Source organism: Streptomyces sp. NPDC048255 (genome assembly GCF_040652415.1).
Classification (GTDB): domain Bacteria; phylum Actinomycetota; class Actinomycetes; order Streptomycetales; family Streptomycetaceae; genus Streptomyces.
The window spans coordinates 36049-61364 of the sequence record NZ_JBEZMA010000036.1; the positions used below are offsets into that span (position 1 = coordinate 36049).

General features: G+C 73.2%; 24 protein-coding genes. 12 read left to right on the top strand and 12 right to left on the bottom strand.

The window, feature by feature from the left end; translation table 11 throughout:
- Positions 1 to 241: 241 nt before the first annotated feature.
- The 4 genes from AB0D94_RS25190 to AB0D94_RS25205 all read left to right on the top strand — a co-directional run bounded on the left by AB0D94_RS25190 (position 242) and on the right by AB0D94_RS25205 (position 4990).
- Positions 242 to 1036 (top strand): VOC family protein, encoded by a 795-nt coding sequence (locus AB0D94_RS25190; protein ID WP_362055796.1) that lies wholly within the window; start codon positions 242 to 244, stop codon positions 1034 to 1036.
- Between the two features lie 154 nt (positions 1037 to 1190).
- Positions 1191 to 3602 carry a PQQ-binding-like beta-propeller repeat protein gene (locus AB0D94_RS25195; RefSeq protein ID WP_362055798.1) on the top strand — a complete coding sequence of 804 codons (2412 nt, stop codon included), beginning with the start codon at positions 1191 to 1193 and terminating at the stop codon, positions 3600 to 3602.
- Positions 3603 to 3680: 78 nt separating this feature from the next.
- Positions 3681 to 4175, top strand: a complete 495-nt coding sequence (locus AB0D94_RS25200; RefSeq protein ID WP_362055858.1) for a peptidylprolyl isomerase — start codon at positions 3681 to 3683, stop codon at positions 4173 to 4175.
- A gap of 326 nt (positions 4176 to 4501) precedes the next feature.
- Positions 4502 to 4990, top strand: coding sequence for a hypothetical protein (locus AB0D94_RS25205; RefSeq protein ID WP_362055800.1), 489 nt, complete (start codon positions 4502 to 4504; stop codon positions 4988 to 4990).
- 19 nt (positions 4991 to 5009) lie between these two features.
- Here the strand turns inward: AB0D94_RS25205 and AB0D94_RS25210 are convergent, their stop codons facing one another.
- The 3 genes from AB0D94_RS25210 to AB0D94_RS25220 are packed head-to-tail and all read right to left on the bottom strand — an operon-like array spanning position 5010 to position 7395.
- Positions 5010 to 5786 carry an enoyl-CoA hydratase/isomerase family protein gene (locus tag AB0D94_RS25210; protein ID WP_362055802.1) on the bottom strand — a complete coding sequence of 259 codons (777 nt, stop codon included), beginning with the start codon at positions 5784 to 5786 and terminating at the stop codon, positions 5010 to 5012.
- Positions 5783 to 6229, bottom strand: a complete 447-nt coding sequence (locus AB0D94_RS25215; protein ID WP_362055804.1) for an OB-fold domain-containing protein — start codon at positions 6227 to 6229, stop codon at positions 5783 to 5785. The genes AB0D94_RS25210 and AB0D94_RS25215 overlap by 4 nt, the downstream gene beginning before the upstream one ends.
- A 14-nt stretch (positions 6230 to 6243) precedes the next feature.
- The gene (locus tag AB0D94_RS25220; protein ID WP_362055806.1) at positions 6244 to 7395 is read right to left on the bottom strand and encodes a lipid-transfer protein; all 1152 of its coding nucleotides are present in this window, start codon (positions 7393 to 7395) and stop codon (positions 6244 to 6246) included.
- 92 nt (positions 7396 to 7487) lie between these two features.
- On the opposite strand from AB0D94_RS25220, the gene AB0D94_RS25225 reads away from it, so the two are divergent.
- A complete protein-coding gene (locus AB0D94_RS25225; protein ID WP_362055808.1) occupies positions 7488 to 9284 on the top strand; it encodes a FadD3 family acyl-CoA ligase in 1797 nt (598 codons plus the stop codon).
- 1 nt (position 9285) lies between these two features.
- Here AB0D94_RS25225 and AB0D94_RS25230 read toward each other — a convergent pair whose 3' ends face one another.
- From AB0D94_RS25230 to AB0D94_RS25245, 4 genes are all read right to left on the bottom strand, one after another.
- A complete protein-coding gene (locus AB0D94_RS25230; RefSeq protein ID WP_362055810.1) occupies positions 9286 to 9858 on the bottom strand; it encodes a Uma2 family endonuclease in 573 nt (190 codons plus the stop codon).
- Between the two features lie 66 nt (positions 9859 to 9924).
- The gene (locus tag AB0D94_RS25235; RefSeq protein ID WP_362055812.1) at positions 9925 to 10653 is read right to left on the bottom strand and encodes a class I SAM-dependent methyltransferase; all 729 of its coding nucleotides are present in this window, start codon (positions 10651 to 10653) and stop codon (positions 9925 to 9927) included.
- 202 nt (positions 10654 to 10855) lie between these two features.
- Entirely contained in the window at positions 10856 to 11080 is a 225-nt protein-coding gene (locus AB0D94_RS25240) for a hypothetical protein (protein WP_362055814.1), read from the bottom strand.
- 171 nt (positions 11081 to 11251) lie between these two features.
- A complete protein-coding gene (locus AB0D94_RS25245; protein WP_362055816.1) occupies positions 11252 to 14266 on the bottom strand; it encodes a BTAD domain-containing putative transcriptional regulator in 3015 nt (1004 codons plus the stop codon).
- A gap of 132 nt (positions 14267 to 14398) precedes the next feature.
- Here AB0D94_RS25245 and AB0D94_RS25250 point away from each other — a divergent pair, with 132 nt between their 5' ends.
- From AB0D94_RS25250 to AB0D94_RS25265, 4 genes are all read left to right on the top strand, one after another.
- Positions 14399 to 15634: an amidohydrolase family protein gene (locus tag AB0D94_RS25250; RefSeq protein WP_362055818.1), complete on the top strand. Its 1236-nt coding sequence runs from the start codon at positions 14399 to 14401 to the stop codon at positions 15632 to 15634.
- A gap of 104 nt (positions 15635 to 15738) precedes the next feature.
- The gene (locus tag AB0D94_RS25255; protein WP_362055820.1) at positions 15739 to 15990 is read left to right on the top strand and encodes a type II toxin-antitoxin system VapB family antitoxin; all 252 of its coding nucleotides are present in this window, start codon (positions 15739 to 15741) and stop codon (positions 15988 to 15990) included.
- Positions 15987 to 16403: a PIN domain nuclease gene (locus AB0D94_RS25260; RefSeq protein ID WP_362055822.1), complete on the top strand. Its 417-nt coding sequence runs from the start codon at positions 15987 to 15989 to the stop codon at positions 16401 to 16403. Before AB0D94_RS25255 ends, AB0D94_RS25260 begins: the two co-directional genes overlap by 4 nt.
- Before the next feature lie 749 nt (positions 16404 to 17152).
- Positions 17153 to 18103 carry a trypsin-like peptidase domain-containing protein gene (locus tag AB0D94_RS25265; protein ID WP_362055824.1) on the top strand — a complete coding sequence of 317 codons (951 nt, stop codon included), beginning with the start codon at positions 17153 to 17155 and terminating at the stop codon, positions 18101 to 18103.
- Here the strand turns inward: AB0D94_RS25265 and AB0D94_RS25270 are convergent.
- From AB0D94_RS25270 to AB0D94_RS25290, 5 genes are all read right to left on the bottom strand, one after another.
- Positions 18100 to 18543, bottom strand: a complete 444-nt coding sequence (locus AB0D94_RS25270; protein ID WP_362055826.1) for an NUDIX domain-containing protein — start codon at positions 18541 to 18543, stop codon at positions 18100 to 18102. The genes AB0D94_RS25265 and AB0D94_RS25270 overlap by 4 nt on opposite strands.
- Before the next feature lie 130 nt (positions 18544 to 18673).
- Positions 18674 to 19858, bottom strand: coding sequence for an ABC transporter permease (locus AB0D94_RS25275; RefSeq protein ID WP_362055860.1), 1185 nt, complete (start codon positions 19856 to 19858; stop codon positions 18674 to 18676).
- A gap of 68 nt (positions 19859 to 19926) precedes the next feature.
- Positions 19927 to 20772, bottom strand: coding sequence for an ABC transporter ATP-binding protein (locus AB0D94_RS25280; protein ID WP_362055828.1), 846 nt, complete (start codon positions 20770 to 20772; stop codon positions 19927 to 19929).
- Complete coding sequence (locus AB0D94_RS25285; RefSeq protein WP_362055830.1) at positions 20769 to 21896, bottom strand: peptidoglycan-binding protein; 1128 nt, start codon at positions 21894 to 21896, stop codon at positions 20769 to 20771. The genes AB0D94_RS25280 and AB0D94_RS25285 overlap by 4 nt, the downstream gene beginning before the upstream one ends.
- Complete coding sequence (locus tag AB0D94_RS25290; RefSeq protein ID WP_362055832.1) at positions 21893 to 22396, bottom strand: hypothetical protein; 504 nt, start codon at positions 22394 to 22396, stop codon at positions 21893 to 21895. The genes AB0D94_RS25285 and AB0D94_RS25290 overlap by 4 nt, the downstream gene beginning before the upstream one ends.
- Positions 22397 to 22486: 90 nt before the next feature.
- Here AB0D94_RS25290 and AB0D94_RS25295 point away from each other — a divergent pair, with 90 nt between their 5' ends.
- The 3 genes from AB0D94_RS25295 to AB0D94_RS25305 all read left to right on the top strand — a co-directional run bounded on the left by AB0D94_RS25295 (position 22487) and on the right by AB0D94_RS25305 (position 25295).
- Positions 22487 to 23149 carry a response regulator transcription factor gene (locus AB0D94_RS25295; protein ID WP_362055834.1) on the top strand — a complete coding sequence of 221 codons (663 nt, stop codon included), beginning with the start codon at positions 22487 to 22489 and terminating at the stop codon, positions 23147 to 23149.
- Between the two features lie 62 nt (positions 23150 to 23211).
- Positions 23212 to 24444, top strand: a complete 1233-nt coding sequence (locus tag AB0D94_RS25300; RefSeq protein ID WP_362055862.1) for an ATP-binding protein — start codon at positions 23212 to 23214, stop codon at positions 24442 to 24444.
- A 26-nt stretch (positions 24445 to 24470) separates the two neighbouring features.
- Complete coding sequence (locus AB0D94_RS25305; RefSeq protein WP_362055836.1) at positions 24471 to 25295, top strand: hypothetical protein; 825 nt, start codon at positions 24471 to 24473, stop codon at positions 25293 to 25295.
- The last annotated feature ends 21 nt before the right edge of the window (positions 25296 to 25316 follow it).

The window sequence follows — 25316 nt, forward strand, 5'->3', positions numbered from 1 at the left end:
TTACGGGCTCATTGGCCTGGGCCGGAGCCCGTCCGGGGCGGGCCGCGCGGCGGATTCCGGCCGTCCCGTACGGGCGCCGCCCCAGGCCTGCCGTGCGTACGGCGGCCCAGGCGGGTCGCCCCCTTCCGCGAGGTTTCCCCCGATTAGTCTTATCAACAGGCTGTGGACAAGTTTTCGGGCGGATCATGGCTGGGAGAGGTGGGAGGGTACACACCCCCGCACAACGGAAGGAACCGGGCTGATGGCCGCATTCGCGGAAGGCGAACCCTGCTGGGTGGACGCCTCGCTTCCGGACGTCGAGGCGGGAAAGCGCTTCTACGGCGAACTCTTCGGGTGGACCTTCGGCGACAGCGCGGGCGCCGAGTACGGCGGCTACACCCAGGCCTACAGCCGCGGCCGCAACGTCGCCGCCCTCGCCCCCAAGCCCGACGGCCGGATGCCCACCGTATGGGGGATCTACCTCCACACCACCGACGCCTACGCCTGCGCCCAGCGCATCCGCGCCGCAGGCGGCCAGCTGGTGATGGACCCGATGCCGGTCGGCCCGTACGGCACGGCCGCCATGGCCGCCGACCCCGGAGGCGCCGTCTTCGGCCTCTGGCAGCCCGGCACCCACGACGGCTTCGAGGCCCAGCAGGAGCCGTACACGTACTGCTGGACCGAGGTCTACACCCGGGCCCGCGACGCCGTCGACGCCTTCTACGCCAAGGTCTTCGGCTACGTACCGCAGGACCAGGACGACGCCGGGGTCGAGTACCGCGTCTGGTCCCCGCCCGGCAGGGCCCCCGGGACGGACACCGCCGTCATGGGCCGCAGCCTGATCACCGACGCCTTCCCCGAGATCATGCCCGCCCATTTCCTGGCCTATTTCGCCGTCCCGGACTGCGACCAGTCCGTCGCCACGGTGCAGCGGCTCGGCGGCCGGGTCACCGCCGATCCCTTCGACACGCCGTACGGCCGGATCGCGGTCGTCGCCGACAATCAGGGGGCCGTCTTCGGGCTCCTGTCGGAACCCAGGACGAAGCCGGCCGCGTAGCCGGGGCCGTACCCCGCGCGGGCCTGACAGAATCGGGGTGCGCGACCCGGGCGGCGCCCGGGATGAGACGCTGCACGGGGCAGGCCCCGTGCCGGTGCGCGTGCTGGTGGAAGCGGGTCCGGCGAGGGACCCGTACGGGGAGGTGTGGAGGCGAGTGGTGGAGCAGCTGACGCAGCACGACCCGAGACGGATCGGCCCCTTCGAGGTGCTGGGACGGCTCGGCGCCGGCGGCATGGGGCTGGTCTATCTCGCGCGGTCCGCGTCCGGACGGCGGGTCGCGATCAAGACGGTGCGCACCGAGCTCGCCGAGGACCAGCTCTTCCGCGTGCGCTTCACCCGCGAGGTGGAGGCGGCGCGCGCCGTGTCCGGCTTCTACACCGCGGCCGTGGTCGACGCCGACCCGCGCGCGGCCGTGCCGTGGCTGGCCACCGCGTACGTTCCGGCGCCCTCCCTGGAGGAGATCGTCAACGAGTGCGGGCCCATGCCCGCCCAGGCCGTACGGTGGCTCGCCGCCGGCATCGCCGAGGCCCTGCAGTCCATCCACGGTGCGGGACTGGTCCACCGCGACCTGAAGCCGTCCAACGTGCTCGTCGTCGAGGACGGCCCGCGCGTGATCGACTTCGGCATCGCCAGCGGTGTCTCCAACACCCGCCTGACCATGACGAACGTCGCCGTCGGCACCCCCGCGTACATGTCGCCGGAGCAGGCGAAGGACTCGCGCAGCGTCAAGGGCGCCAGCGACGTCTTCTCGCTCGGCTCGACGCTGGTGTTCGCCGCGACCGGGCACCCGCCGTACCACGGGGCGAACCCGGTGGAGACGGTGTTCATGCTGCTGCGCGAGGGGCCCAACCTGGAGGGGCTGCCCGAGGAGCTGCGGCCGCTGATCGAGTCCTGCATGCAGATGGACGCCACCCTGCGGCCCACCCCGGCCGACCTCCAGGCACAGCTGGCCCCGCACCTCTTCGAGGGCGGCGACGAGAGCGGCACCGCCTCCGCGTGGCTGCCCGGCCGGGCCGTCGCGATGATCGAGGCCCGGCGGGCCGGGCACCGTACGCCCCCCGCGCCCGTCGTGCCCGCGCCCGGACCCGCCTCCGGCGCCGGTCACGGCTCCCGCGGGCCGATCTCCGGGCCCGCCACGCACCGCCGCCAGCGCGGCGTCGACCCCTGGCTGGACCCGCGGACCGGCCAGGCCGTGCCGCAGCGCCCGCAGCACCCGCCGATGTCCCCGGTGCCCTCCGGCGAACCTGTCCGCCTCGGCGGCTCCCCGGTGCCGATCGGGCCCGGCCCGCGCGCCACCGCCGCGGCCCCGGCCGGGCACGCCGCCGCCGACTCCGCGACCGGCTGGGTCCGGCCCCCCGGCGGCGTGGCCTCCCCGTCCGCTGCGGCCCCCGCCACCGGACCCGCGGTCCCCGGCCCGGGACCCGCCCCGGACAGCGGGCGCTGGCGCCCGTGGCGCTTCCGCATGTCCAACGAGGTCTGGGGCACCCCCACCGTCGCCGGGGACCTGCTCTACGTCACCTCCTTCGAGGTGCACGCCCTGGACGTGGCCAGCGGCCGCCGCCAGTTCAAGACCCGCGACGTCGCCTGGTCCATGGCCGTCTCCGACGGCCGCATCCACGCCTCCGACGGCCCCTCCCTCTACGCGCTCGACGCCTCCGACGGCTCCGAGCGCTGGCGGCTGTCCAGCGACGCCTGGGTGTACGCCCTGCGCGCCGACCGGGGCACCGTCATCAGCGCCACGCGCGGCGGCGGCGTACAGGGCTGGGAGTCCTCGAACGGCCAGAAGCTGTGGGAGCTGACCGGCGCGCAGACCGACTTCGAGACCCCGGAGGCGGCCCCCGTCCTGCACGACGGCACGGTCTACGTGTGGCAGGACGCGCGGCTGCGCGCCCTGGACGCCCGCACCGGCCGCGAGTCCTGGTCCTACCCGGTGGGCGACGCGGCCTCCTGCGGGAACGTCCCCGTACGGGTCACCCCCGCCCCCGACGGCAACGTGTACGTCTGCGCCGGCACCCGGGTGCTGTCCGTGGACCGGGCCTCGGGCCGGGTCCGCTGGCACTTCGAGGCCCCCGCGGTGTTCCTCGCGGCCCCGGCCTTCGCCCCGGGCGCCGCCGTGACCGGCGGCGGGGTCTACCTCGCCGACCACCTCGGCACCGTCTACGCCCTGGACGCCGCCACCGGCAAGGACCGCTGGCGCATCGCGACCGAGACCCGGACCTCCACGGACCCCGTGGTCGTCGCCAACGGCAGCGTCCACCTGGGCTCGGGCAGCGCCCTGTACACGCTCGACGCGGTCACCGGCACCCCGAAGTGGCGTTTCGCCGCGGGCGGCGAGATCACCGGCCTGCCGGCGGTCGCGGACGGCCGCGTGCACTTCGGTTCGGCGGACCACTGCCTGTACACCCTGGACGCGGCGGGCGGCCAGCTCCGCTGGAAGCTGGCCACGGGCGGCGAGATCACGGGCGCCCCGGTGGCCGAGGCGGGCGTGGTCTACGCGTGCAGCAAGGACCGCTGCGTATACGCCCTGGACGCGGCGAAGGGGACGGGCACCCGTACCGCACAGTGACGCTCCCGGCGCGGTCCGGCGCGCGGTGATCGGCCCCGCCGGGTCGCGCACCGGACGGGGAGTGACAGGATGGACCCCATGAGCAACGTCTACTTCGACATCACCATCAACGGCGAAGACGCCGGCCGCATCGTCTTCAACCTCTTCGACGACGTCGTCCCGAAGACCACCCAGAACTTCCGCGAGCTCGCCACCGGCGTGCACGGCTTCGGCTACGCGGGCTCCCCGTTCCACCGCGTCATCCCGCAGTTCATGCTGCAGGGCGGCGACTTCACCAACCAGAACGGCACCGGCGGGAAGAGCATCTACGGCGAGAAGTTCGCCGACGAGAACTTCCAGCTGAAGCACGACCGCCCGTTCCTGCTGTCGATGGCGAACGCCGGCCGCAACACCAACGGCTCGCAGTTCTTCATCACCACCATCCCGACCCCGTGGCTCGACGGCAAGCACGTCGTCTTCGGCGAGGTCGTCGAGGGTTCGGACCTGGTCACGAAGATCGAGGGCCTCGGCTCCCAGTCCGGCGCCACCAGCGCCAAGATCGCGATCAAGGCCTCGGGCGTCGTCGAGGGCTGATCCCTCCGCCTGTACGACTGGCCGGCCCCGCCCCCCTGACCGGGGGCCGGGGCCGCCGTCATGTCCGGTGCCCGCGGCCCGGGCGGTCGCGGGCGTGGGCGTGACGGCCGTCGCACCAGGCACGGAAGGGGCTCCGGACGGCGGCCGCCGCTCCGATGGGACCCGTCGGCGGGCCGGGTACCTCGCGGATCATGCGAGTACGTCGCGGTTCGTGCCCGGGCCCCGCGGTACAGGGGTCTCGATGCAGACGCTACGCCCGGGGGCGGGTCCCCGCATGCGGGAACTGGTAGGGTCCCGCCCGTCGTCTTCGGGGGAGGGGTCGCACCATGGACATGGGACGTCGTATCCGGTTCACCGCCGTGCTGGTGACCGTCGTGTTCGCACTGACGGGGTTCTCGTCGAGCGGCGGGAGCAGCAGTGGCGGCAGCAGCGGGAAGAGCAAGAGCAAGAGCAGCAGCGGGGGCGGGTGCTCCAGCTCCAAGAGCAAGAAGAAGACCCACACCGGCGGCAGCGGCAGCTCCGCCACTCCCTCGCCGAGCAGCACCGCCCCTCCGGCGCACGCCGTGGTCGTCACCTGCGCCGGCACGGGGAAGACGGAGGCCACCCTCAAGGTGACCTCCGACGTGGGCGCGGCACGCACCGTGAGGATCCCGGTGGTCTTCGAGGACGCGCAGCGCGGCACCCTCGACAGCGGCTCCGTACGGGTCGAGCTCAAGGCGCGCGAGACCAAGACGGTCACCGTCCCGATGACGCTGCCGGGCAAGGCCGCCGAGGTGAAGAACTGCACGGTCGGCAGGATCGAGAAGGCCTACTGACGCGGCCGCGCCGCGCAGGTCACCGCAGCCTCGGCGCCGGAGCCGCCTTCCGCCCGGTGAACAGCTCCGCCTGCCGCTCCGGCGGCAGGTTCCCCAGCGCGATCAGCGCCGGAGCCTGGGCCAGGGCCTGCTGGAGCGCGGCCTGCTTGGCCGACCACAGGGCCCGTACGGTGCCCTGCACGGCCTCCGTCGGGAAGCCGGCCAGCGTCTCGGCCGCGCGCAGGGCCGCCGGGAGCAGTTCCCCGGGCCCGGTCAGCTCCGACACCAGGCCGATCTCATGGGCGCGGCGCGCCGAGAGCCGTTCGGCCGTGCCCATCAGGGACATGCGGGCGACCTCGCCGAAGGGCATCCGCTGCGCCATGTAGACGGCCTCGTAGGCGCTGACCATCCCGTACGTGGTGTGCGGGTCGAAGAAGGTGGCGCTCTCCGAGGCGATCAGGAAGTCCGCCTCGCCCAGCAGGTAGAAGGCCCCGCCGCAGGCCATGCCGTTGACGGCGGCGATGACCGGCTTCCACAGGTCGCCCGCCTTGGGGCCGATCGCTACCAGCGGATCGTCGGCCGAGTAGGGGGAGGCCGGCTGCGGCACCTCCACGCCCCGGTCGATGCCCGTGCAGAAGGCGGCCGTCCCGGCGCCCGTCAGCACCACTGCCCGTACGTCCGGCTCGAAGCGCAACTCCCGCCACGTCTCGGACAGTTCGGCCGCCGTCTCCAGGTCGATCGCGTTGTGCCTGCGCTCCCGGTCCAGGGTGACGACCGCGACCCCGGTCGCCTTGTCCCGCTCCACCCGAAGCGTCATGGCTTCTCCAGGATCCAGCGCGGCACGGCCATCCCGCCCGTCTCGGTGAAGACCACCTGGACCCGGGCGCCGATGCGCAGCCGGGCCGGGTCCACCGAGTCGAGGGGGGCGTCGGCCGAGGAGACGAGGTTGCCCGCCAGCCGGATGTGCGGGGCGTCGGCGAGCTCCACGAGGATCACGTTGTACGGGGCCTGCGCGGCGTACGCGGGCAGCAGCGGCGGATGCGGCAGGACGTAGGACCAGATCCGGCCGCGTCCGCTCACCGGGCGCCACTCGCTGTCGAAGGACTGGCAGTGCGGGCAGCAGGGGCGGGGCGGGAAGCGCAGACGGCCGCACGCGGTGCAGGCCTGGACGCGGAGTTCGCCTTGCGCGGCGTACTCCCAGAAGGGGGCGCCGTCCTCGTCGGGGACGGGCAGCAGCAGCTCGTCGGGAGCGGTGGTCATCGGTCCTCGCCTCCTCAGGCGCGCAGCAGGATCGCGGACGTCGGGACACCCTCGCCCGCCGTGACCAGGCAGGTCGCGGCGTCCGGCACCTGGGCGGTGGAGCTGCCGCGCAGCTGCTTGACGCCTTCGTTGATCAGGTTGAAGCCGTGCACGTACGCCTCGCTCAGGCCGCCGCCGCCGGTGTTGATGGGGAGCCGGCCGCCCATCTCCAGGGCCCCGCCCTCGGTGAATGCGGCGCCCTCGCCGCGCCCGCAGAAGCCGTAGCCCTCCAGGGAGAGCGGGATCAGGGGGGTGAAGGCGTCGTAGATCTGGGCGACGTCCACGTCCTGGGGGCCGAAGTCGGCCTGTTTCCACAGGTGTCGGGCGGCGGTCCAGGCGGGGCCGGTCAGGGGGTCGTCGTTCCAGTAGTTGACCATGCCGTGGTGCTGGGCGGGCAGGCCCTGGGCGGCGGAGTGCACGTACACGGGCTTCTGGCGGCAGTCCCGGGCGCGTTCGGCCGAGACGATCACGCAGGCGAGGGCGCCGTCCGTCTCCAGGCAGTTGTCGAAGAGGCAGAGCGGGTCGCTGATCATGCGGGAGGTCATGTACATCTCGCGGGTCAGCGGGCGCTCGTACATCATGGCGGCCGGGTTCTCGTTGGCCCGGTTGCGGCAGGCCATCGCCACGTTGAAGAGGTGGTCGCGGGTGGCCCCGTACTCGTGCATGTAGCGCCGGGCCAGCATGCCGATCTCGTCGGCGGGGCGCAGCAGCCCGAAGGGGCGGGTCCACTGGCCGGGGGTGGGCAGCTGGACGGCGGTGTTCTTCCAGGGGCGGGGGCCCGAGCCGCGCTTGCGCGAGCGCCAGGCGATGCCGACGGTGGCCTGGCCGGTGGCGACGGCCGCGGCGAGGTGGCCGACGGTGGCGCAGGAACCGCCGCCGCCGTAACCGATCTTGGAGAAGAAGGTGACGTCGCCCGCGCCGATGGCCTTGGCGACCTCGACCTCGTCGGTCTCCTCCATGGTGTAGGAGGAGAAGGCATCGACCTCGGAAGGTTCGATTCCGGCGTCGGCCAGGGCCGCCAGGATCGCGCGGCACGCCAATTCCTTCTCGGACTGCGGTAGCCGTTTGGCAAAGGGGGTCTGCCCGATGCCGACTATCGCCGTAGCGTCCTTGAGCGTTGCCGCCATCGCCACCTCCGGGGTGCACCAGTACTGACAGCCGCGAAGGCTACAGCTAATCTGACGGATAGTCAGCTATTGGGTACCGGGGAGGGCGGACGATGGGCGAGGACCGGCACGGCGCGCGGCACGAGGCGGGGTACGGCACGGGACACGACGCGGCGGGACACGGCACGGGGCCCGGGGCCCGGCCCGGCGCCGCCGCGTACGACACCGCGTACGACACCGCGTACGACACCGCGTACGACACCGCGTACGGCGCCTCGTACGACACCGCTCCCGCCGACGGCGGCGAGGACCCGCGCGGCGACCTGCGCTGGGGCAGCATCGCCGGCCTGGTCCGCGAGGCCGCGACCCGCTACGCCGACCGCGAGGCCGTCGTCGACGGCCGCTCCCGCGTCAGCTACGCGCAGCTCGGCGCCCGCATCGAGCGCGCCGCGGCCGCCTGCATCGCCGCCGGAGTCGAACCCGGCGACCGGGTCGCCGTGTGGGCCCCCAACACCCTGGAATGGATCGTCTCCGCCCTCGGAGCCGTCTCGGCGGGCGCCGTACTCGTCCCCCTCAACACCCGTTTCAAGGGCACGGAAGCGGCGTACGTCCTCCAGCGCAGCCGCACCCGGCTGCTCTTCGTCACCGGCACCTTCCTCGGCACCTCCTACGTCGCCTCCCTGCGCCGTGCCGCCGCCGAAGGCCCCGGCACCGGCCCGCTGCCCGCACTGCCGCACCTGGAACAGGTCGTCGTCCTCGCCGACGACGCCCCCGAGTCCTTCCGCACCTGGAAGGACTTCCTGGCCGGCGGGGACCGCGTACCGGCCGACACGGTCCGCGAACGCGCCGAGGCCATCCCCTCCGACGCCCCCTCCGACATCGTCTTCACCTCCGGCACCACCGGAAGCCCCAAGGGCGCCGTCATCACCCACGCCCAGTCCCTGCGCTGCTACGCCGTCTGGAGCGAACTCGCCGGACTGCGCGAGGGCGACCGCTACCTGATCGTGAACCCCTTCTTCCACACCTTCGGCTACAAGGCCGGGATCATCGCCTGCCTGATGCGCGGCGCCACGATGGTCCCCCAGCCCGTCTTCGACGTGGACACCGTCCTCGCCAACATCGCGGCCGAGCGGATCTCCGTACTCCCCGGGCCGCCCACCCTCCACCAGTCCCTCCTCGACCACCCCCAGCGCGACCACCACGACCTCGGCGCCCTGCGCCTGGTCGTCACCGGCGCCGCCGTCGTCCCGCTCCAGCTCGTCGAGCGGCTGCGCGGCGAACTGCACATCGACGTCGTCCTCACCGCCTACGGGCTCTCCGAGGCCAGCGGCATCGTCACCATGTGCCGCCGCGGCGACCCGGCCGAAGTCATCGCCGCCACCTCCGGACGTCCCGTCCCGGGCACGGAGGTGCGCATCGCCGACCGGCACGGGGCCGCACAGGCCCCCGGCACGGCGGGCGAGGTGTGGGTCCGCGGCCACCACGTCATGCGCGGCTACTTCGAGGACCCCGCCGAGACGGCGAAGGCGATCACCCCCGACGGCTGGCTGCGCACGGGAGACGTCGGGGTCCTCGACGCGGACGGCAACCTGCGCATCACCGACCGGATCAAGGACATGTTCATCGTCGGCGGCTTCAACGCCTACCCCGCCGAGATCGAGCAACTCCTCGGCCTGCACCCGGACATCGCCGACGTCGCCGTGATCGGCGTCGCGGACCCGCGCCTCGGCGAGGTCGGCAAGGCGTACGCGGTCCGCCGCCCCGGCTCCACCCTCACCGCCGACGACCTGATCGCCTGGAGCCGGCGCGAGATGGCCAACTACAAGGTGCCGCGGGCGGTGGAGTTCGTCTCCGAACTCCCGCGCAACGCCAGCGGCAAGGTCCTCAAACGGGAACTGCGCGCCCGCTGAGTCAGGGGACGAGCTTGCCCAGGTCGATGGCTGCGGGGAAGGGCACCGACACCTTCAGCCACTCGCGGTGGATCCCGGTGGCGACGTACGACCGGGTGACCGTGTCCAGTTCGTAGACGTGGACGGCGGGCCCGCTCGGCTCGTCCTCCACACGCCAGAAGTGGGGGATGCCCGCCTGGGCGTACTTGAACGGCTTGATGGAGCGGTCGCGGTCGGCCGACTCCTCGGACACCACCTCGATCACGAGGGCGACCTCGTCCGGGAGGAAGCGGGTGCGGTCGGGGTCGTAGGCGACCGTCGCGGCCAGGATGTCCGGCTCGGGGCGGCTCCTTTTGTCGAGCCGGACGGTCATTTCCAGTGAAACCTCGATGCCGTCGGGTGCGGCCTGCCCCAGGCTGAAGGTCAGGTTCTGCACGAGCCGGGAGTGCCAGGACCGCTGCGGGGACAGCCTGAAGATCAGCGCTCCGTCGATGAGCTCGGTGTGCCGGGGAGCCTGGGGCAGGTGATCGAGGTCGTCCGCTTCCCAGCCGCTCGGGCGGGGCGGGAGCATCCATTCGGGGAGCTCGGCTGGCATCGTGTCCTCCGGATGTGTGAGTCAACCTAGTGGGCCGGGCCCTTCCGCACGGGGCGCTCGACGTGCCTACCCGGCCTTGCGGGCCAGGACCAGGCGCCACCGCGGGGCGCCCGAGGGCAGCCGCCCGAAGTGCTCCAGCGGCGCGGTCTCCACCGTGAACCCGGCTGCCCGCAGGTCACGGCTGACCCCGCCCAGCGGGAAGGTCCGGTAGTACATGACGAACGGCGGCCGCCACACCGCGTTGCGCACCCGCATCGCCGCGTCGAAGCCCGCCACCGCCCACCACAGCGGCGAAGTCGGCGGGATCGGCGCACCGATCGGGAAGGCGAAGAGCCCGCCCTCGCGCAGCGCCGCGTGCACGCCTGAGAACAGGGCGGGCCGCTCGGCCGGGAGGAAGTGCCCGAAGGCCCCGAAGCTCACCGCCAGGTCGTACGAGTCCCCGAGCGCGGGCGGCAGTGCCCGCGCGTCGGCCCGTACGAAGTCCACGCGCGGGTCCGGGTGCACCCGGGCGGCCTCGGCCAGCATCCCCGCACTGAGGTCCACCCCGGTCACCCGCCCCCGGCACAGCCGGCGCAGCATCCCGAGCCCCGCCCCCGTGCCGCAGCAGACGTCCAGCCCGGCGCCGAAGGAGCCCTCCCGCTGGGCGAGGGTCTCCTCGACGGCGTCGAGCATCCGGTCCGGGGTGCGGAAGGGCGTGTGGTCGAACTTCGGCGCGAGCAGGTCGTAACCGCGCTCGACCGAGGAGAGGGCCTGCACGGCCAGCTCGCGGACGCTCGGCCCCTGGGAGGTGAACACCCTCCCACCCTAAGCGCCGCCGCCCGCCGGGCGCCGTCCCCGCGGACACACGAACGCGGCGGCCGCGGTGGCTCCCCCTCCGGGCCACCGCGACCGCCGTTCGTTCCCCCGTGTTCCCCCGTGCTCCGCGCCGGATTCCCCCGTGTCCCCCCGGATCCCCCCGTGGTTCCCCCGTACGGCGTGGAGCTGCTCGTGCGGCCTGCTACGGACGCGGACCGGACGCGTGGTTGTCCAGCGTCTGGATCTCCTCGCCGGAGGTCTGGGTGTCCAGCGGCTTGACCTCGGCGCCGGAGACCTGGTTGCCGAGCGGCTTGACCTCGGCGCCCGACGCGTGGTTGTCCTGCGTCTCGATGTCAAGGCCCGACGCGTGGTTGTCGAGCGGCTTGATGTCGCCGTCGGCCGGCAGGATGTTCTCGTTCGTCGTCATCGGACCTCCTGGTGGATGGGTCGGGCCCGCTCGGCGATTCCCCCGATGACCGCCGAACGGGTAGTCCTCCATTCGACCCGGTAGCCCCCCGACGCGCCGGGTCGATGCACCTATCGTGCCCGGAGGCGATAAACGAACGATGAACGCCGCGTTCAACGGCCGGAGCCCAGCTCAGGCAGCCAGCTCCGAGGCCAACAGGGCGCGCACCTCGGCCAGTTCCGCCGAGTCCAGCTGGGCGAAGACCGCCTCCGCGTCCCGCCAGCACGCCCGCGCCCGGTCCGTCTGCCCCAGCCGCCGCAGCGCCTTGCCCAGCACCGTCAGGACCGTCGCCCGGCGCCACTCCCCGCCGATCCCGCGCAGGGCGATGGCCTGCTCGGCGTGCGAGGCGGCCAGGGTGGGCCGGCGCGCGGCCAGGTGGGCCTCGGCGAGCCGGAAGTGGGTCACGCCCTCCCACAGCGGCTGCCGGTTCTCGTGGAAGAGGGACAGGGCCTCGGTGAGCTGGGCCAGGGCCTCACCGAGCCGGCCCGCCTGGGTGAGGGCGATGCCCAGCGCGTACCGGCCGTTCGCCAGCCGCAGGGTCAGGCCCATCCGGTCGTATATGGCGATGCCCTGCTGCGCGAGGTCGATGGCGCTGCTGAGACGGCCCAGCATCACGTGGATGCGGGAGAGGTTGCACAGGGCGCTGGCCTCGCCGATGTTGTTGTCGTCGGCCCGGAAGTTCTCGATGGCCTCCAGCAGGAACCGCTCGCCGTCGGCGTACCGGCCCTGATGGAGCGCGATGATCCCGCGGTCGTTCGGCGCCCAGCAGCTCGGCAGCGGGTCGTCGGCCTCACGGGCGAGCACCATGGCCTGCCGCGCCTCGTCGTCGGCCTCCGCGTTCAGCCCGGAGACCAGGTAGACCATGGTCAGCGTGGTACGGGCCCGGCCCTCGGCGCGCGGGTCCTTCGCGGTGCGGGCGGCGTCGCGCAGGGCCACGGCCGCCGACTCGTACTGCCGGGAGTTGGCCCCGGACTCGGCGAGGTCCTTCGCCGCCCACAGCAGGTCCACGGCCCGGCGCAGTACGTGCGTCTCGCCGCCCCGCGCCGCGGCCTGCCGTACGCAGGCCAGCAGCGGGTCGGCCTCGGCGAACAGCCAGTCCAGGGCGGTGCGCGGCTCCGCGAAGACCAGGCCGGGGTGGCGGGTGGCGGACAGGTGCGCGGGGAGCCGGTCGCCGGGGCGCTCCAGCGCGTAGACCCCGGAGGCGGTGGCCAGGTAGAAGTCCAGCACCCGGTCGAGGGCGGCGTCGCGGCTGCTCGGCGGCTGCTCGTCTCGTTCGGCGCAGGCACGCGCGTAGAGCCGTACGAGGTCGTGGAAGCGGTAGCGGCCGGGCGCGGCGGATTCCAGCAGGGAGCAGTCGACTAAAGCTTCGAGGAGGTCCTCGGTGTCGTGCTCGGGCAGGTCGAGCACGGCGGCGGCCGCGGAGAGGGAGATGTCGGGCCCGTCGGGCAGGCCCAGCAGGCGGAACGCGCGCTGCTGGGCGGGCTCCAGCTGGCCGTAGCCCAGCTCGAAGGTGGCCTTGACGGCGAGGTCGCCGGCCTGGAGCTCGTCGAGGCGGCGGCGCTCGTCGGCGAGCTTGGCGGCGAGGACGGACACGGTCCAGGTGCGCCGGGCGGCGAGGCGGGAGGCGGCGATGCGGATCGCGAGCGGCAGGAACCCGCAGGCGCCGACCACGTCGAGGGCGGCCTGCCGTTCGGCGCGTACGCGTTCCTCCCCCACGATGCGGGTGAACAGCTGGAGGGCCTCCTCGGGGCTCATCACGTCGAGGTCGACGAGATGGGCCCCGGCGAGGCCCGCCATGCGGACCCGGCTGGTGACGAGGGCGGCGCAGCCCGCGGTGCCCGGCAGCAGCGGGCGTACCTGGGCCGCGTCCCGCGCGTTGTCGAGCAGGACCAGGACGCGGCGGCCGTCGAGGGTGGAGCGGTAGAGCGCGGCGCGCTCGGCGGAGGAGTCGGGGATGGCGCTGTCGGGGGTGCCCAGCGCGCGCAGGAACGATCCGAGGACGGCTTCCGGTTCGGCGGGGCGGGCCTCGGTGCCCTGGAGGTCCACGTAGAGCTGCCCGTCGGGGAAGTGCGGGCGGGCGGCGTGGGCCACGTGCACGGCGAGGGTGGTCTTGCCGACGCCCCCGATCCCGGCGAGCGCGGAGACGGCCATGACCTGGCCCTCGGCGCCGCCCGAAAGGATCGTGCCGAGCTCGTCGACGAAACTGGCGCGGCCCGTGAAATCGGGCACGGTCGCGGGCAATTGGGCCGGCCTCACGTGTACGGAGGCGGCCGCGGGCGCCGGGTCCTCGGCGCGGGCGAGGTCGGCGTCGGCGTTCAGGATGCGCTGCTGCAGGGCGGAGAGCTCGGGGCGCGGGTCGACGCCGAGCTCGTCGGCGAGGAGTCGGCGGGTGTCGGCGTAGACGGCGAGTGCCTCGGCCTGCCGGCCGCTGCGGTAGAGGGCGAGCATGAGCAGCTCGCGCAGGCGTTCGCGCAGCGGGTGGGCGGCGGTGAGGGCGGTGAGCTCGGAGACCGCCTCGGCGTGGTGGCCGACCTCCAGGTCGAGGTCGAGGCGGCTCTCCAGCAGCTGGAGGCGCCATTCGGCGAGCCGGACGCGTTCGGTCTCGGCGTGCGGGCCGGGCACACCCGCGAGGGGCTCGCCTTCCCACAGGTCCAGGGCGCGGGCCAGGAGCGTACGGGCCAGGCTGCGGTCACCGGCCGTACGCGCCGCCTCGGCGTCGGCGGCGAGGCTGCGGGCGACGCCCAGGTCGAGGGTGGCGGCGGAGCGCAGCCGGATGGCGTAGCCGCCGGACTCGGTGACCAGCAGCCCGGGGTCGAGGACCTTGCGCAGGCGGGAGGCGTAGGTCCGGATGGTGGCGAGGGCCTGCTGCGGCGGGTCCTCGCCCCAGATGGCGTCGATCAGCTCGGGCGCGGTGGCGGTGCGCCCGTCGCGCAGCAGGAGCGCGGCGAGCAGGGCGCGCTGCTGGGGGGTGCCGGAGGGCAGGGCGTCGGAGCCGCGCCAGGCGCGGATGGGCCCGAGGACGGCGAAGCGGGACCCTGCGGAGGCGGGGGAGGCGGAGGGCGGGGCCGGTGCGGCCGGTTCGGCGGCGGTGATGCGGGCTGCTTCGGGGTGTTTCCGCGGGTGCGGGATGGCCGGTACGCCGTCCATCTGTCGTCCCCCCTGCCTTCCGTCGGTGTAAGGGCCAGTCTGCCCTGTCTTGCGCGTACACGTCAGCCCGTAACGGACCGATCGGCTCCCAACTAGCTGACGGTTCGTCAGATCAGCGCTACCGTATCGGGTATGGAGACCTTCCCGAAGATCATCTCGGTGGACGACCACACGGTGGAGCCCCCCCACGTCTGGCGGGACCGGCTCCCGTCCAAGTACCAGGACACCGGCCCCCGCGTCGTCCGCGCCCCCTTGAAGGAAATGACCTTCCTCGGCGGCAAGTTCGCTCCCGTCATGGGGGCCAAGGGCGACGACGGCCCGATCGGCGACTGGTGGGTGTACGAGGACCTGCACCGGCCGCTCACGCGCCTCGACACCGCCGTCGGGTACGACCGCGACGAGATCAAACTGGAAGTCATCACCTACGAGCAGATGCGCCCCGGGTCCTTCTCGGTTCCCGACCGGCTCGCGGACATGGACGTCAACCACGTCCAGTCGGCCCTCTGCTTCCCGACCTTCCCGCGCTTCTGCGGGCAGACCTTCACCGAGGCCAAGGACCGCGAACTCGGCCTGCTCGGCGTACGGGCGTACAACGACTGGATGGTGGAGGAGTGGTGCGGCCCCGAAGCCCACGGCCGCCTGATCCCCCTCACCCTCGTCCCGCTGTGGGACGCCCGGCTGGCCGCGGCCGAGGTGCGCCGCAACGCCGCACGCGGGGTGCGCGCGGTCGCCTTCTCCGAGATACCCCCGCACCTCGGGCTCCCCTCCATCCACACGGACGACTGGGACCCCTTCCTCCAGGCGTGCGACGAGACCGGCACGGTCATCGCCATGCACATCGGCTCGTCCTCCCGCATGCCGTCCACCTCGGCGGACGCCCCGCCGGCGGTCGGCTCCACCATCACCTTCGCCAACTGCTGCTTCTCGATGGTCGACTGGCTGATGAGCGGCAAGTTCGAACGCTTCCCGAACCTCAAGATCATGTACGCGGAGGGCCAGATCGGCTGGATCCCGTACATCCTGGAGCGCGCGAACGTGGTCTGGGAGGAGAACCGCGCCTGGGGCGGCGTCGCGGACAAGGTCCACCGCCCGCCGTCGGAACTCTTCGCCGAGCACGTCTTCGGCTGCTTCTTCGACGACCCCTTCGGCCTGAAGAACCTCGACGCGATCGGCGTCGCGAACGTCCTCTACGAAACGGACTACCCCCACTCGGACTCCACCTGGCCCAAGTCCCGCGAGGTCGGCGAGGCCCAGATGGGCCACCTGGACCCGGCGGTGGTGGACCGCATCGTCCGCGGCAACGCGATCGACCTGCTGGGCCTGACCCCGGAGGGGCTCTGGGCGGGGGGTCGTGGAGTGAAGGCCTAGGAGCGTCGCCCGGGGGCCCCTGCAGAAACGATATCTCTCGTGATCGATCTTGATATCGTTTAAGTAGGACAGGGGCAGGTCGCCCCTCGCTGAGGAGGTTCACCATGGCCAGAACCGTCATCGACGTGGACGACGCCCTGCTGGCGGAGGCCGCCGAGATCTTCGGTACGAAGACGAAGGTGGCCACCGTGAACGCGGCCCTGGAGGACGTGGTCAAGCGGCGCAAGCGGGAAGAGTTCCTGAACTGGCTCGCCGAAGGCGGGCTGCCGGACCTGACCGGCCCGGTGGAGCCGACCGCCGAAGCCGCCACCGAGCCCCTCGGGGAGACGGATCACGTGCAGGACAGGGCGGCATGACCGAGCGCTTCCTGATCGACAAGTCAGCCCTTGCCCGCTACCCCAAGCCGGTTGTCCACGCCGTTGTCCACCCGCTCCACAATGCGGGTGTGCTCGCTGTCTGCGGCGCGGTGGAACTCGAGGTGATGTACAGCGCCCGCTCCAAGGCCGACGCGGACCGGGTCCGTAAGGGGATGGGCGCCTTCGACTGGCTCCCCACCCCCGACGAGGCCTGGGACCGGGCCCTTGAGGTCCAGGCACGCCTCATCGTGGCTGGGAAGTGGAAGGCGGTGTCCCTCCCGGACCTGGTCATCGCGGCGACCGCCGAGCGGCACGGCGCAACCGTTCTGCACTACGACGGCGACTACGACATGATCGCCGAAGTGACGGGCCAGCCGATGCGCTGGGTCGTGCCGCGCGGCGCAGCGGACTGAACCGCCCGGGGCGCCCGCCGGTGCGCTACCGCCAGCGGCTCATGACCAGCCCCAGCCGGGCGCGGGACGCCCTCGCTCGGGAGCGCGTAGCGACCTGTGGCGGCTTATGACCAGCCCCAGCCGGGCGCCGGACGCCGTCCCTCGGGAGCGCGTAGCGATCTGTGGCGGTTCATGACCAGCCCCAGACGGGCGCCGGACGCGCTCTCCGGGGAGCGTGTAGCGATCTGTGGCGGCTTATGACCAGCCCCAGACGGGTGGCAGACGCAGTCCCTCGGGGAGCGCGTAGCGATCTGTGGCGGCTTATGAGCAGCCACAAGCGGGTGGCAGACGCTGAGACGTGAGGAGCGCGTAGCGATGTGACGCGCTACCACCCCCTGGCGGCTCCTGCCGGGGGACTGGCCGGGGTCTCGCTCCGGCAAGGCAACTGCACCCGGCCCGCCCCTCCCCGGCCGCCCCGCACAACCACTAGTCCCCAGGTGACCGTTCTTTTGGGGGCTTCCCGACAGTCCTGTCTTTCCGTGTCGGGACGGCCGGTCAAGGGTGGCCGCAGGCCATCGCGAAGCGACGCGACCGCAGGGAGCGCCCTTGAGGGGCCGGCCCGACACGGAGAGACCATGGGACTGACGGGAAACCCCCAAACCATCCCTGATCAGGCTCCACAGGCACAGGCCCCCCAACACCCCCGCCCCGCCTTGCACCTGCGGCCGACTCCGGGGCATGCTGCGCCGGGGCAAAGCGGAGGGATCATCATGCCGGTGGACAAGCAGACCGTGGTGACGGCTGTGTTGTGTGCCGTGGCGGCCTTGGGGGCTTCTGCGGCGATGGCTGTGCTGGTACCGCCGCCCGAGGAGGTCCCGCCCGTGCGGGCGAAGGCAGGTCCCACCGGTCCGGTGGCGGAGCCGTCGCGATCACAAGCGGCGAAGCCGCAGCTTTCGTCCGGTCCCGCGACCACCCTGCCGCCCGCCGTCACCCCGCAGCCCGGGGGTCCCGCGGCCTTCACCGGGGCCCTCTTCACGGGCGGCCTGGACGGTGATCACTTCTGCACCGCGACCGTCGTGCAGAGCCCGGGCCGGAACCTGATCGTCACCGCCGGCCACTGTCTGCTCGACGGGGCACAGGCCGACGGGGAAGCCGTCTTCGCACCCGCATACGCCAACGGGTTCGCCCCGTACGGCACATGGAAGCTCGAGGAAGTCTTCGAGGACGACCGCTGGGCCCAGGGCACGGACGACGCCTACGACCTCGCCTTCGCCCGCCTCGCCCCCGACGACAAGGGCCGCACCATAGAGGACGTGACCGGCGCGGCCGTGCTGGACACCAGCGGCCGTGCGGGCGAGGAGGTCACGGTCACCGGTTACCCCGCCGACCGCAAGGTTCCCCGTACCTGCACCGCGGTGGCCGTCCGCGAGAGCGAGACCGAACAGCGCTTCGACTGCGCCGACTTCCCCGGCGGCACCAGCGGCAGCGCGTGGATCGCCCGCGACGGGAAGATCATCGGCATCCTCACCGGCGGCGACACGGACGACGTGTCGACCAGCACGATCCTCGGGGACTACGCGGCCTCGCTGTACGCCAAGGCCACAGCCGGCGCCGCCGCCCCCGCAACTGCCCCCACCGCAAGCTCCACCCCCACGGCCGGCCCCACTCCCACTCCCACACCCACCCCAACCGCCACCGCCACCGCCACCGCCACGCGCTAGGCCAGCAGCCCGAGGTGGACCGGTTCCGCCGGGGTGTTCGCCAGGAGGTCCGGCAGGCGCGGCGGCCAGAGGGGTTCGCCGAGGGTGGCCAGGCGCTGCGGGGAGAGCCACTGCCAGTGGATGCCGGGCGCCTCCAGGACGGGTTCGCGGCGGGGGCCGGTGGTGACGTAGATGTGCTCGTGCTGGCGGACCGGGATGCCCTGGTGCGTGAAGTCGTGCTCCCAGGTGCACAGCAGTCGGCCCGGTTCCAGGTCGGTCCACCCGGTCTCCTCGCGCAGCTCTCGCCGCACGCAGTCCTCGGGGCTCTCCCCGGGGTCGATGCCGCCGCCGGGCGGCAGCCAGTGGATGCCGACCTCCACGTTGTTCTCGCGGAAGAGGAACACCGATCCGGTGGGGGACAAGATGACAACACGCGCTGCGTGACGTGGAGTTCGTATCATCAACTCAGAGTACGCCGGTGATCGCTCAGAGGGACGGGACTCGACCTCGCGAAACCCCGCCCGTCACCTCGCACCCACACCTCGCACCCCACGCCCACGCCCATGCCGGCCCCCCTACACCCCCACCCCCCTACCCCGCCGCCAGCGCCAGCGTCGGGGACAGGCGGGCCGCGCGGACCGCCGGGTAGAGGCCGGCCAGGGTGCCGATCGCGAGGGTGGCCCCGAAGCCGCCGGTCACCGCCCAGAGGGGGACCACCCAGGGGAGGTCGCCGGCCCGGGCGTAGACGGCGGTGGCGGCCGCGCCCAAGGCGATGCCCGCGAGCCCGCCCAGGCCGGACAGGAGCAGGGACTCCGTCACGAACTGGATCCGGATCTGGCCCTTGGTGCCGCCGAGGGAACGGCGCAGGCCGATCTCGTGGCGGCGCTCCAACACCGAGATGATCATGGTGTTGGCGACGCCGACCCCGCCCACCAGCAGGGCGATCCCGCCCAGGCCGAGCAGCAGCGTGCTGAAGGCTCCCTCGGTGGCCGCCTTCGCCTGGAGGGCCGCCGAGGGGTCGGTGACCGATACCGCGCTCGGGGTCTGGGGGTTGGCCGTCGGGGCGATCAGGTTCCGTATCTCCGCCACCCGGTCGTCCGCCGATCGTTCGTACACCGCTGTCGGGTGCCCGTCGAAGCCCAGGAGCCGTTCGGCCGCGTCCCAGCCGATCAGGGCGGAGCGCTCGATCTCCGGGGCCAGCGGGATCGGCGCCAGGATGCCGATGACCGTGAAGTACCGGCCGCCGATGAACACTTGCTGCCCGGGCTCGGTGATGCCCAGGCGCCGCGCGGAGACGTCGCCGAGCACCACCGACGGGTAGCGGCCGGTGGCTTCGTTGAGCCAGGTGCCGCTGCCCATCCGCGCGCGCAGGGTTCCGAGCAGGTCGTCCTTGGCCGCCTTGAGCACGACCCCGCCCGTCTCCTCCGACGGGATGTTCTCCGTCCGGCGTACGGACTCGGCCACGTCACCGGTGGTGCCGATCGACTCGACCCCCTGGATCCGGGAGATCATGCCCGGGGCTTCCTTGGGCAGTCGGGTGTCCTGACCGCTGAACATGCCCTGGCCCGGCGACGCGACGAGCATGTTGGTGCCGAGCCGGTCCAGTTCGCGCAGCAGTTTGGCCTGGCTGGAGGAGGAGATCCCGACCACCGCGATCATCGTCGCGATGCCGATGGCGATGCCGAGCGCGGAGAGGAACACCCGCATCGGGCGGGCGCGCAGGCCGGCCGAACCGACGTGCAGGACGTCCCGGGGGGACAGCCTCGGCGGCGTCAGCCTCCGCGCACGGGTGCCCGTACGGCTACCCGTACGGGCACCCGCATCCGCACCCCTACGCCGCCCCGTCACGCGACCACCGCCCCAGCCCCGGCCCCGGCCCCAGCACCCGTACCTGCACCCGTACCCGTACCTGCACCCGTACCCGTACCTGCACCCGTACCCGTACCTGCACCCGTACCCGTACCTGCACCCACACCCGCACCCGCGTTCCACACGTCCGCCACGATCTCCCCGTCCCGGATCCGTACCTGCCGCGGCAGGCTCGCCGCGATCTCGTTGTCGTGGGTGATCACGGCGATGGTGGCCCCGTCCCCGTTCAGCTCGTGCAGCAGTTCCATCACCGACTCCCCGGACGCCGTGTCCAGCGCCCCCGTCGGCTCGTCGGCCAGCAGCAGGTCCGGTGCGCCCGCCACCGCGCGGGCGATCGCCACGCGCTGCTTCTGCCCGCCGGACAGCTCGTGGGGCCGGTGGTCCATCCGGTCGCCGAGGCCGACCCGTTCCAGGGCCCGTTCCGCCCGGCGGCCGCGCTCGCCCCGCGAGAGGCCCGAGTACAGCAGGCCTTCGGCGACGTTCGCCCGGGCGCTGATGCCCGGTACCAGGTGGAAGGACTGGAACACGAAGCCGACGTGGCGCGAGCGCAGCGCCGACAGGGCGCGGTCCGAGAGGGCCGCGATGTCGTACCCGGCGATCGCGACCCGGCCGGCCGTCGGCCGGTCCAGGGTGCCGACGATGTGCAGCAGGGTGGACTTCCCGGATCCGGACGGGCCGACGATGGCCAGCAGTTCGCCGCTCGTGACCTTCAGGTCGACCCCGCGCAGGGCCGCGACCCCGCCCGGGTACTCCTTGGTGACCCCGGCCAGTTCGACCACGGGCACGGGATGCGTGTGCGTGTGCGGGTGCGTGTGCGTCATAGCTTCGGGATCCCCACCTGCATGCCCTCCTTCAGGGCGTCGCCGGTCACCTCGACCCGGCCGTTGCCGAACATGCCCAGTTCGACCTTCACCTCGCGCGCCCTGCCGTCCTCCACGACCTGGACGCCGAAGCCGCCGCCGGCCAGGGCCAGCAGCGAGTTGACCGGTACGGAGAGCACGTCCTTGCGGGTCTCGCCGGTCAGGACGACTGATACCGGGGACTGGTCCGGGGCGTTGACCTGGGACGGGTCCTCGAAGGTGACGGTGACCTCGACCTTGGCCTTCTTGTCGCCACCACCGGCGCCACCGCCACCCCCGCTCCCCCCACCCCCGGAGCCGTTCGAGCCGTTCGCGCCGCCCGGGTCCGCCGGGCCGCCCACCGCGTCGATCTTCCCGGTGACGGAGGCGCCGCCCGGCAGCCGCACCGTGACCTGCTCGCCGGCCTTCGCGGCCCCCGCCTTCGCCGCGTCCATCTGGAAGCGGACGATCCGCTCCGTGCCCGTCAGGGTCATCACGGGCTTGCCGGGGCCCGGCTCGTCACCGACCGCCGAGTCGTTCTTCCGCACCCGCTGCGGCCCCGGGGCGAAGGCGATGTCCTCCTTGGCGACCTCGCCCGTCTCCGGCATCTTGTGCTGCTTCTGCCACCGCTTGACGCCCGTGGCCGTCCCCGCCGTGAAGGTGCCGTCGCCCGCGTCCAGCCCCGTTCCGTACCCGAGCGCCTGGAGGTTGCGCTTGAGCTGCTTGACGTCCTCGCCCTTGTCCCCGGCCTTCAGCGGCCGGTACATCGGCGTGGACCCGTACATGAGCCGCACCGCCCTGCCGTTGACCTCGTACAGCCTCCCGTCCCGCTCGACCGCCGTGCCCTCGCCCGCGGCCCAGGTCAGCACGCCCGGCCCGGCCGCGTTGACCTTGCGCTCCTGCGCGTAGCCGAGCGTGCCCTCCGTCTGGAGGCCGGAGCTGAGGTCGCCGCGCTGCACGGGCGCCGTGGCCGGCGGCAGGCCGTCGGCGCGCTGCTGGCCCGCACCGTCCTGCCGGGGCTGGGCGGCCTTCACCGCGTAGCCGCCGCCGGAGGCCGCGAGGACGACGGCGAGCGAGGCCAGCAGCCACTTCCCGCGCTTCCTCACGACCGGGCCGCCTCGCACTTCTTCTGGGCGTCCTCGAAGGCCTTCTCCTGGCCCGGCGGCACCTCGATGCCGGTGCGCATGCCCCCGTTGTACTCAGGATCCTTGAGCTGGACCCCGTTCTCGCGCATGCAGCGGATCCACTTGAGCTCCTTGTCCTTCTCCTCCTGCGTGGGCTCCTTGCCGGAGTCGGGGCCGCCCATCCCGCAGGCCTTCATGGCCTCCTGCATCTTCTGCGGGTCCACGCCGCCGCCCACCGTCATCGCGCGCGGGTCCTGGCCGGGCTTGGGGTCGGGCGCGTCGATGCCGTGCTCGCGCAGGCACTGGCGCATCTTCACCGCCTTGTCCGCGTCGGCGCCCGCCCCGCCGCCCGAACCGCCTGCCGAGGCGCCGTCCTGCTTCCCGCCGGACTTCCCGCCGGACGTGCCGTTCGCGCAGCCGGTGACGGCCAGCGCCAGACCGGTGATCGCCGCGGCCGTGGTCATGATGAGGGATCGCTTCATGGGCCCGACCCTGCGGCAAGGAGGGCTTTCGCTTCCCTCTCGCCCCGTGCTTACACCGACGAAATGCCGGTCTCCGGTAAAGAGGACGGCATGCGCGTACTGGTGGTGGAGGACGAGGAATTCCTCCGGGAGATGATCGCCGAGGGGCTGCGCCGTGACGCGCTGGCCGTCGACGAGGCGGGCGACGGCCTGGAGGCCCTGGAGCGGCTGCGCCTCGGCGCGTACGACGTCCTCGTCCTGGACCGCGACCTGCCCGGCCTGCACGGCGACGAGGTCTGCCGCCACGTGGTGCGCGAGCGGCTGCTGACCCGCGTCCTGATGCTGACCGCCTCCGGGACCGTACGGGACCGCGTCGAGGGCCTGGGCCTGGGCGCCGACGACTACCTCACCAAGCCCTTCGCCTACGACGAGCTCCTCGCCCGCGTCCTGGCCCTCGGCCGGCGCGCCCGGCCCGCCCTGCCGCCCGTACTGGAGCGCGCCGGGGTCGCCGTGGACACCGCCCGCCGCAGCGCCGCGCGGGACGGGCGCCGCCTGGCCCTGTCCCGCAAGGAGTTCGCCGTCCTGGAGGCGCTGCTGCGGGCCGAGGGCGCGGTGGTCAGCAACGACGACCTGATCGAGGAGGTCTGGGAGGAGGACACCAGCTACTCCACCAACGCCGTCCGCGTCACCCTCAGCAAGCTCCGGGCCAAGCTGGGCGAGCCGCCGCTCATCGAGACGGTGCCGGGCGCGGGCTACCGGATCGCCGCCCGGTGAGCGGGGATCGGAGCCGGGCCGCCCGCGCCGCCCGCGCCCTGCGCCGAGCCCTCCCGCGCACCCTGCCGCCCGCCGTCCCGCGTACCGAGCGCGGCCGGCTCACCGCCCTGTACGGGGCGCTGCTGCTCCTGGCCGGCGGCGCCCTGGTGGCGCTGGTCTACGTCCTGGTCGGCCAGGGGCTCTACGCGAGCGTCAGCGGGGTCGTCAGCACCGTGAGCCCGGCGCTGCGGGCGGGCGAGACGCCGGAACCGTACCCGTACCGCAGTCCGGAACCCGCCCGGACGGTGGCCCCGGGCGAGGGGCCCAGCCCGGAGCAGCTGCGGGCCTACGCCCTCACCCGGAACCTGTCGGGCGCCGTCACCGAGGCCGCCCAGCACCGGCTGCTGACCGTCTCCCTCATCGCCCTGGCCGTCTTCGCCGTGCTGTCGATCTGGCTGGCCTGGTGGATGGCCGGCCGGGTGCTGCGCCCCCTCGCCGTCATCACGGGGACCGCGCGCCGGCTGTCCGGCGAGAACCTGGACGAGCGGATCGGCCTCGACGCCCCGCCCGGCGAGCTCAAGGAACTCGCCGACACCTTCGACGCCATGCTGGACCGGATGGAGCACCTGGTCTCCGCCCAGCGCCGGTTCGCGGCGAACGCGGCGCACGAGCTGCGCACCCCGCTCGCCGTGCAGCGGGCGGCGGCCGAGATCGGGCTGGCCGGGGACCCGCCGCCGGAACGGGTCGCCCGGATCCGCGCCAAGCTCATCGGCGTCGCCGACGCCAGCGAGCACCTCATCGAGTCGCTGCTGCTGCTCGCGGTGTCGGAGGAAGGGCTGGAGTCCACCGAGCGGGTGGACCTGGCCGCGCTGGCCGCCGCCGAACTGGAGGCCTGCCCGCACCAGGGCCTGACGGTGGAGCCCGCCCTCGCCCCGCTCACCGTGACGGGCGACCGGGCCCTGCTGGGCCACCTGGTGCGGAACCTGCTGACCAATGCCGTACGTCACAACCGTGCGGGCGGCCGGCTCGCCCTGGCCACCTCCGCCGACGGGGAACTGACGGTGTCGAACACCGGCCCGGTGATCGATCCGGCCGATGTGCCGCGGCTCCTGGAGCCCTTCCGGCGGCGTGCGGAACGCCGGCACACCCCAGGTGAGGGCGCCGGGCTGGGCCTGTCGATCGTGGCCTCCATCGCCCGGGCGCACGGGGCGGAGCTGACGGCGTGGGCCAATCCGGCCCCGGACGGCGGGCTGACGGTGCGGCTCCGCTTTCCCGCGGCGGACACCCGGCGGCAGGGCAGCGCTCAGCCACACTGAAGATCGGCTGCTGTACGGTCGGTCTGATGAGCAAGCACGCCCGAGCCCGTTCCCCCAGGTCGCGCAGGCCCCGTACGACGCGCACATCCCGTGCGCCCCGCCGCGTGGCCCTCGCCGCCACCCTCGGCCTGATGACCCTCGGGGCGGGCTGGCTGTACGCCGCCCAGGACCAGGACGGGGCCTCCGACGCCGCGCTCCAGGCCCGTTCGGACGCCCGTCCGCCGGCCCGGGACCGGGCCGCGCGCGACGCCCAGCGGGACGTCATGCAGGGCCTGACCGGCATCAGCGAGCAGACCAGGGCCGGCATCCCGGCGGAGTCCCGCCAGCTCATCCTGGTCAGCGGCAAGGCGGCGGACTCCTCGGAGGCCACCGCGACGCTCTACACGCGCCCCGCGGCCGGCGCCGACTGGGTCCGGGCGGAGAGCTGGCCGGCCCGCAACGGGGCCAAGGGCTGGTCCACGGAGCGTACGTACGGCGACCTCACCTCCCCCCAGGGCGTCTTCGCGCTGACCGACGCGGGCGGCCTGCTGGCCGCGCCGCCGGGCACGAAGCTCCCGTACGACAAGGACCGCTCCTTCGTCGCGACGGGCCGGGGAGTGAACGGCGAGTCGCTGGCGGGTTCCTTCGACTACGTCGTCGCCATCGACTTCAACCGCAGGCCGGGCCGCTCGCCGCTGGACCCGGTCAAGCCGGAGGGCGAGGGCAAGGGCGGCAACATCTGGCTCCACGTGGACCACGACGGGCCTTCGCAGGGCTGCGTAGGCATCCCGAAGCAGGCGATGAAGAAGGTCCTGGAGACCCTCGACCCGGCGGCGAAGCCGGTCATCGTGATGGGCCCGCAAGGCTTCTGAGCCGGGGGCGGAGCAGCAGTC